This window comes from Caldibacillus thermoamylovorans (genome assembly GCF_000751775.1).
GTDB classification, from domain to species: domain Bacteria; phylum Bacillota; class Bacilli; order Bacillales; family Caldibacillaceae; genus Caldifermentibacillus; species Caldifermentibacillus hisashii.
In genome coordinates this window covers 25,855-33,022 of sequence record NZ_CCRF01000042.1, presented here as the reverse complement: position 1 = coordinate 33,022, position 7,168 = coordinate 25,855, and the positions used below count along the sequence as shown (strand labels likewise).

The window sequence follows — 7,168 nt, the reverse complement described above, 5'->3', positions numbered from 1 at the left end:
TTTCATTAAAGGTATGCTGGAAGTCAAATAGGTTTTCTTGTATTAATGGTTGAAATAGTGTGAATGTATTATGGTAATATGGTTACAAACGGAGTATGGATATCTGTCCGACTTATGACATTATTTGAAATTGGGACAATGATAAGGACTTCTGGCATAGCAGGGTAAAAAACACATCCATAATGTTCTCACTATGGATGTGTTGAAATACATATGTTCTTTTCTAAAAATAAATGGTTTGGTAGGAAACTATTTTTCTTTTGAAAATATACTAATTTTTTACTCTACCGATCCATTCCTTAAAGATTCCTGTTCAATTAAAATGCTGCTGTCCAGCCACCGTCAACAACTAATACAGTACCATTGACAAAGCTGGATTCATCCGACGCCAAGAATAATGCAGCTTGGGCAATTTCTTCCGGTTCACCAGTACGCGGTGAAACAGCATGAGCCACTCCGGCACGACTTAACCCAAATTGATTCACATTGGTCATTGAAGCAGAAATATTTGTATTTACCGCACCCGGGGCAATTGCATTACAGCGGATTCCTTCTTTTGCATACATAAAGCCGGTATTTTTTGTTAATCCGACAACAGCATGTTTCGAAGCACCATAAGCAGCTCCGGCGTGTGCTCCGTTCAATCCGCCGGTTGAAGCAATATTAATGATGATACCCTTCCCTTTTTCCAGAAAAATTGGAACTGCTTTACGCATTGAACGCATAACAGCTTTTGTATTTACATCAAATATTAAATCCCATTTTTCTTCTGAAATATCTCCGACCGGTTCAAAACCATCCATAATTCCTGCATTATTTACCAGTATATCCAATGTGCCAAATTCGTTGACTGCCGTATCAATCATGTTTTCAATATCAGCTAATTTTGCCACATTCACTTCGATTGCTTTAGCCGTACCACCATTTTTGACAATTTCCTCTACAACCTGTTCTGCACCTGCTATATTTAGGTCAGCAACAATTACCTTTGCACCTTCTTTTGCAAAAACTTGGGCAATCGCTTTCCCCATTCCTGAGGCTGCTCCTGTCACCACTGCAACTTTTCCTTCGAGTTTCATATTAAACATACCACCTTTTTCATATATTAGTACGACTTGAAAATAAAGCGTTTTCAATATTTCTAATAGCAGTCTCTACATTTTTCACATAGTCGCCTACACATTTTCATTGTACTGTTCTATAATGAACATATCAATATACAAATTGTCCACGCTTTGTTCAATAATGAACATCGCTTGAAATGTTTGTATAAATATAGAAAAATAATAGACAATCAGGTGGTGTTTTGTTGATGACTGTTGATCGACGAATTAATAAGTCCAAAACACTTTAAAAGAAGCATTATTAATATTAATGGAGAATAAAGACTTTAACAAAATCACAATTACAGACATTGTCAACATTTCTAATTTAAATCGAGGAACATTTTACAAACACTACCAAACAAAAGAAGAATTACTTGGGGATCTAATTGAAGAAGTATTAGAGGATCTCATTCGTTCATACCGGGAGCCTTATTTACAAAAAGACATACTTGGGATTAGTGACCTTTCATCATCCTCAATCAAAATTTTTGAACATGTATTTCTATATGCGAAATTTTATAAAATTACTATTCATTCAAATGTTCTACCTGGGTTTCAAAATAAAATTTGTCAAGTTTTAAAAAATTTAGTTCTTCAGGATTTGACGACAAAAAGTGGTTTACTAAAAAATATTAATCCAGAAATCTTTTCCTCCTATATTGCCTATGCAATTTTCGGATTGATTGTTGAATGGGTAAATGGAAACTTTTCTTATACTCCGGCATATATGTCAGAACAATTAATCGGAATTTTATCGTATACAACCTTCATAACTTAAGGGACAGATTAATTCTTTGAAAATCTGTCCCTGCCTGACTTTTATTTCTTATTGAACCTGAAACATCATCAACAATAAACTCTTTATCGATTCTAATGTTGCAACCTGATGAAGGAATCCCCTCTCAAGTTTCGAGCCGGTAAAATAGGTTGAAGGAGATATCTCCATAATCGACATCAAGGCTGCAGTCTGTACTAATCACATTTTATTTTGCTGCAATCACCTCAATTTCAATGCTGACATTTTTAGGGAGACGACTGACCTCAACCGTTGATCTAGCCGGGCGGTGTTCGCCGAAATGCTTGGCATAAGCCTCATTAACTAATGTAAACTCATCCATATTTTTTAAGAAAATAGTCGTTTTAACAATATGATTGAGCGTTAATCCAATGCTTGCCAAAATCGCCTGAATATTTCGCATCACCTGGTTAGTCTGAGCAACAATATCACCCTCGATAATTTCATTTGTTTCTGGATCAACTGGAATTTGACCTGACAAAAAAATAAAATTTCCCGCTTCTATCCCTTGTGAATACGGACCAATTGCCTGCGGTGCATGTTCTGTATGTATTTTTCTTAACATAATTCATCCTCCTAAAATAAAAAAAATAATAGTAACCCTATTATAATAAAATATTTTGCTTAATAAAAATCATTTTTAAATGTGTTTAATTCCACAGTTCTATAATTCCAGTAGTTTGATATTCTGCTTTTTACCCTTTACTAACAGTATGAAGCATTATTGCCACATATTCGTCACAAGTTTGTTATAATAGAGAAAACTTTTTTGATACAAATGAACAATCAACTTGTTGTTTGTACTAAAAAACATCATAAAATTGTCGAATAGTGATTGGTTTCATTTCGTTTTAAATATTGGAGAGGGTGTGTATGAATCGATGGATGAACGTTTGTTTCGTGATGCAATGGGAAAATTTGCGACAGGGGTTACCGTTGTCGTCACAGAGCTAAATGGGGAAATATTCGCTGCAACAGTAAATGCATTTATGTCCGTATCTTTAAATCCTATGCTTATATTAATTTCCTTAAACAAAACTTCACAGACACTAAATAAAATAAAGCAGCGTGGGTTATTTACTGTAAATGTTTTAAATAAAGATCAAATAAATATTTCAAATCACTTTGCTTCAAAAAAGAAATCAACTAAAGAAATCGAATTTGATTTTCTCGACGGAATGCCTGTAATTCCTAATACTTTGGCACAAATCATCTGTACGGTTTCGTCTGAATACGAAGAAGGAGATCATGTTTTAATCGTTGGGAAAGTCACTAATTTACAGATATTTGAAGGAGAGCCACTTATCTTTTTAGAAGGAGGTTATCGGACATTAAAAGAAAAACCGGGACAAGCGTAAAACGTTTTATCCCACTCCTAACGGAAAGTCAAAGAATCCCGTTTGAAGATTTGAGTCGATACAATAGGTGGTAGAAGAAAAGCCCGCATGCATCCGATTTGATTAACAACAAACAGTGAGGGATATCGATTCCCCACTGTTTGAAACTTCCTATATTGTTCCTTTGTTTATCCGGGACAACCGGAATTGTATGTTTATTTACTTGAGTTTTGCACCTTAAAAACCAATTAGTCAACGAAACATATTCTCGTCGTCATTTTGAGGCGAGAAATGCTATTTTTTGACGACGAGACCCCTTCTCGTCACCATTTTGGGGCGATAAATGCTCTATTTTGGCGACGAAACCCCTTCTCGTCACCATTTTGGGGCGATAAATGCTATTTTTTGACGACGAGACCCTTTCTCGTCACCATTTTAAGGCGGGAATTGCTCTATTTTGGCGACGAGACCCCTTCTCGTCGTCATTTTGAGGCAATAAATGCTCTATTTTGACGACGAGACCTTTTCTCGTCACCATTTTGGGGCGGGAATTGCTATTTTTTGACGACGAAACCCCTTCTCGTCACCATTTTGAGGCGGGAAATGCTATTTTTTGACGAGGAGACCTTTTCTCGTCACCATTTTGAACCGGAAATTGCTCCTTTTTGGCGACGAAACTTATTCTCGTCGCCATTTTGAGGCGAGAAATGCTCTATTTTGGCGACGAGACCCCTTCTCGTCACCATTTTGAACCGGAAATTGCTCCTTTTTGGCGACGAAACTTATTCTCGTCGCCATTTTGAGGCGAGAAATGCTATTTTTTGACGACGAGACCCTTTCTCGTCACCATTTTGAACCGGAAATTGCTCTATTTTGGCGACGAGACCCCTTCTCGTCACCATTTTGGGGCGATAAATGCTATTTTTTGACGACGAGACCCTTTCTCGTCGTCATTTTGAGGCGAGAAATGCTATTTTTTGACGACGAGGCCTCTTCTCGCCGCCATATTGATGCGAAAAATGCTATTTTTTGACGACGAAACACCCACCCGCCTTTGGGATGCGAAACTTAAGTTATTTATTTTTTACCGATAGCAACACGCCATTGTTCCGGTCCTTCTTCAATGTAATCCCATGTGAAACAACCTTCCCGTTCAATCAAAAACTGATAATATAGCGGTTTCGGATCATGGTCGTTGGTTAATTCCATGTATTGGCCAGATTGTAATCCATCAAACGTTTCAAATATTTTTGCGTGACGATATTTTGGTTCAATATCCGGTGCAAAGATTTTTGTAGTAAATTCTATATTCATAAAGAAACCTCCATTTACTGATGAAATATGTCTTTATTTTAAAATAGTTTTCAGCAAAGCGGTGTGATTTACTTCACTGTGAATATGTGACTTATATCAGGGCGGTTGAATCCTACATCTATAAGAGAATTAGAATTTGCTCATGATAACGTATGTTCGAATCAAATCAGTTTGAATCCTACATCAATAAATGAATTACTACGGCGTTTCCCATTATTTAAAAGCTTGGCAAAAGATGAACCATTTTTGTGTTCATTTAGCGAAAAATCGAATACTTCCTAACTGAAAATTTATCTTTTCTTACGTATAAAAAACGCTGTTTAAACTTGATACTTGTTACAAATAATATATGAAAAATAGAAAGGAAACTCAAAATGAGGAAACCCGGTATTCAATTATCTCTGCAAACAACAAGTCTTATTGTTGGATTCATGGTTTGGGTATTATTATCTTCTTTGATGACCTTTATTAAAGAAGATATTTTGCTCACACCCGTACAGGTATCGATTGTTACTGCAGTCCCGGTTATTTTAGGTTCCGTGTTGCGAATACCCCTCGGATTTTATACGGACAGGTTCGGTGCAAGAATTATGTTCATAATTAGTTTTCTTATCCTTTTGTTCCCTATATTTTATATCAGTACAGCCAACACTTTTATTGATCTTGTTATCGGCGGTCTTTTTCTAGGTGTGGGAGGTGCAACATTTTCCATCGGTGTGACCTCTCTACCTAAATATTATTCGAAAGAGAGGCAAGGTTTTATTAACGGAATCTATGGTGTCGGTAATGCCGGAACAGCGATCACGACATTTGGCGCACCAATTCTAGCGAAATCAATTGGTTGGCAAGATACCGTTCGCCTATACTTAATTCTATTGTTGGCATTCATTGTTTTATTGTTTATTTTTGGAGATCGGAAAGAAGTTAGAGTAAAGAAATCAATGGTGGAACAAATCCAAGGTGTTTATAAAAATGCCACGCTTTGGTTTCTTAGTTTGTTTTACTTTATCACTTTCGGCGCTTTTGTTGCCTTTACTGTATTTTTGCCAAATTTTTTAGTAACGTTCTTTGGTTTGGATCCTGTTGACGCCGGAATCAGAACAGGAATTTTTATTGTTTTGGCAACTGCTATGCGACCGATTGGTGGATTTTTGGCAGACCGATTCAATCCCTTTGTAATCTTAATGATCGTGTTCATCTTCGTTTCTTTATCAGGGATATTATTAGCCTTTTCGCCGGATATTACTTGGTATACGGTCGGGGCATTATCTGTCGCTGTTTCTGCAGGTATTGGGAACGGGACGATATTTAAACTGGTCCCCTTCTATTTTTCGAATCAAGCCGGAGTAGTCAATGGGGTTGTTTCGGCAATGGGGGGGCTTGGAGGATTTTTCCCGCCACTGCTATTGACAGCGGTTAATAACATGACGGGACAATATGCGATTGCCTTCATGCTTATGTCTGAATTCGCCTTAGTCAGCTTTGTTATTGTTGTATTTTTGTACTATCAAGAAAAATTTGCACCTGTGAAGAAATGATAAAAATAATAAAAATAATAGAGCAACCCGGATGAATCAGGTTGCTTTTTTTATATTATAGATATCGTGTGAAAAACATCACCAAAATTGATCGTATCGACCGATTCCAGTCTTAAAATGAAAAATAATGGGTTGGTGTCAAAACCACTTTTTAAAACATTTGCGTGCATTTTCGAATTGAAAACTTGGTTTCAAGACCATCTTTTCAAATATTTGCTTCCGTTTTGATCTTGGGAAACGGCATTAAGGCACTTTTCCATATTTTTCATAAGTTTTGTTCTTGAGAACTCGGCTCAAGACCACTTTTTCAAACTTTCTGGGAGATATGGTTAGAACTCAGATAAATGTTTTTTAAACCTTCTGCCTACGATATCCTGAACGGGACCGATACTGTTGTGGCGGACGAGCCGGATAGCGGATTGGAAAACTAAAGATATGGACGAGCCTGGTAAACGGAATCGATGCAAAAAGTGCAAATGCGGTAATAACATGGATTTTAAATATATACGGAATATCAGTCATCAAATCAAATCTCGGCTGAAAAATAAATAAACTGCGAAACCAAGGACCTATAGTCGCACGGTACTCATAAGCCACCACAGTCAAATTGTAAATGATTGTCATATACGTTCCTGTCGCAGCAACAAATAATACAGCGAGGACAGAAAAATAATCTGCAAATGTTGCTTTAATACGGACCGGGTCAATGATCATTTTTCGAATTAACAGAATCACAAGTCCACAAACGACCATTAAACCTGCCAAACCCCCACCGTAAATCGCCCCAAAATGATACATATGATCAGAAATGCCGAGTGTCTGATAAAACTCCCAAGGAATCAAAATCCCCATTACATGTCCAAAAAATGCGAAAATAATCCCATAATGAAATAGAGGTGAACCAATTTTTAGCCATTTTTTCTCAAAAAAATTCGTTGAAGGGGCCGCCCAAGTTAATTGTCTGAATGCAAAACGATAAAGGAGACCGAAAATCATAATGGTTAAGCAGATATATGGGAATACGACCCATAAAAAAATATCGACCATATTTGTTCCTCCTTGACTGTCAAGTAATAC

The 7,168-nt window shown here is 36.8% G+C and carries 11 protein-coding genes; 7 read left to right on the top strand and 4 right to left on the bottom strand.

What is annotated here, in order from left to right; all coding sequences use genetic code 11:
* Nucleotides 1-317 precede the first annotated feature (317 nt).
* Nucleotides 318-1,079 (bottom strand): SDR family oxidoreductase, encoded by a 762-nt coding sequence (locus tag BT1A1_RS06430; protein ID WP_034769278.1) that lies wholly within the window; start codon nucleotides 1,077-1,079, stop codon nucleotides 318-320.
* Nucleotides 1,080-1,374: 295 nt separating this feature from the next.
* Here BT1A1_RS06430 and BT1A1_RS06425 point away from each other — a divergent pair, with 295 nt between their 5' ends.
* Complete coding sequence (locus tag BT1A1_RS06425) at nucleotides 1,375-1,884, top strand: TetR-like C-terminal domain-containing protein (RefSeq protein ID WP_051989041.1); 510 nt, start codon at nucleotides 1,375-1,377, stop codon at nucleotides 1,882-1,884.
* A 205-nt stretch (nucleotides 1,885-2,089) separates the two neighbouring features.
* On the opposite strand, the gene BT1A1_RS06420 is transcribed toward BT1A1_RS06425, so the two are convergent.
* The gene (locus BT1A1_RS06420; protein ID WP_034769276.1) at nucleotides 2,090-2,467 is read right to left on the bottom strand and encodes a RidA family protein; all 378 of its coding nucleotides are present in this window, start codon (nucleotides 2,465-2,467) and stop codon (nucleotides 2,090-2,092) included.
* A gap of 304 nt (nucleotides 2,468-2,771) precedes the next feature.
* Here BT1A1_RS06420 and BT1A1_RS06415 point away from each other — a divergent pair, with 304 nt between their 5' ends.
* The 5 genes from BT1A1_RS06415 (at nucleotide 2,772) to BT1A1_RS18610 (ending at nucleotide 4,272) form a co-directional block, all read left to right on the top strand.
* Complete coding sequence (locus tag BT1A1_RS06415; RefSeq protein WP_320061362.1) at nucleotides 2,772-3,260, top strand: flavin reductase family protein; 489 nt, start codon at nucleotides 2,772-2,774, stop codon at nucleotides 3,258-3,260.
* Between the two features lie 270 nt (nucleotides 3,261-3,530).
* Complete coding sequence (locus tag BT1A1_RS18625) at nucleotides 3,531-3,752, top strand: hypothetical protein (RefSeq protein WP_156103199.1); 222 nt, start codon at nucleotides 3,531-3,533, stop codon at nucleotides 3,750-3,752.
* Between the two features lie 48 nt (nucleotides 3,753-3,800).
* Nucleotides 3,801-3,938 (top strand): hypothetical protein, encoded by a 138-nt coding sequence (locus BT1A1_RS18620; protein ID WP_156103198.1) that lies wholly within the window; start codon nucleotides 3,801-3,803, stop codon nucleotides 3,936-3,938.
* A complete protein-coding gene (locus tag BT1A1_RS18615) occupies nucleotides 3,905-4,042 on the top strand; it encodes a hypothetical protein (RefSeq protein WP_156103197.1) in 138 nt (45 codons plus the stop codon). The genes BT1A1_RS18620 and BT1A1_RS18615 overlap by 34 nt, the downstream gene beginning before the upstream one ends.
* Complete coding sequence (locus BT1A1_RS18610) at nucleotides 4,009-4,272, top strand: hypothetical protein (protein WP_156103196.1); 264 nt, start codon at nucleotides 4,009-4,011, stop codon at nucleotides 4,270-4,272. Before BT1A1_RS18615 ends, BT1A1_RS18610 begins: the two co-directional genes overlap by 34 nt.
* A gap of 44 nt (nucleotides 4,273-4,316) precedes the next feature.
* Here the strand turns inward: BT1A1_RS18610 and BT1A1_RS06410 are convergent, their stop codons facing one another.
* The gene (locus BT1A1_RS06410) at nucleotides 4,317-4,553 is read right to left on the bottom strand and encodes a DUF2249 domain-containing protein (protein ID WP_034769274.1); all 237 of its coding nucleotides are present in this window, start codon (nucleotides 4,551-4,553) and stop codon (nucleotides 4,317-4,319) included.
* 374 nt (nucleotides 4,554-4,927) lie between these two features.
* Here BT1A1_RS06410 and BT1A1_RS06405 point away from each other — a divergent pair, with 374 nt between their 5' ends.
* Complete coding sequence (locus BT1A1_RS06405) at nucleotides 4,928-6,091, top strand: nitrate/nitrite transporter (protein ID WP_034769272.1); 1,164 nt, start codon at nucleotides 4,928-4,930, stop codon at nucleotides 6,089-6,091.
* 351 nt (nucleotides 6,092-6,442) lie between these two features.
* Here the strand turns inward: BT1A1_RS06405 and narI are convergent, their stop codons facing one another.
* On the bottom strand, nucleotides 6,443-7,138 hold the full coding sequence (gene narI, locus BT1A1_RS06400) for a respiratory nitrate reductase subunit gamma (RefSeq protein ID WP_034769271.1): 696 nt from the start codon (nucleotides 7,136-7,138) through the stop codon (nucleotides 6,443-6,445).
* Nucleotides 7,139-7,168: the final 30 nt, after the last annotated feature.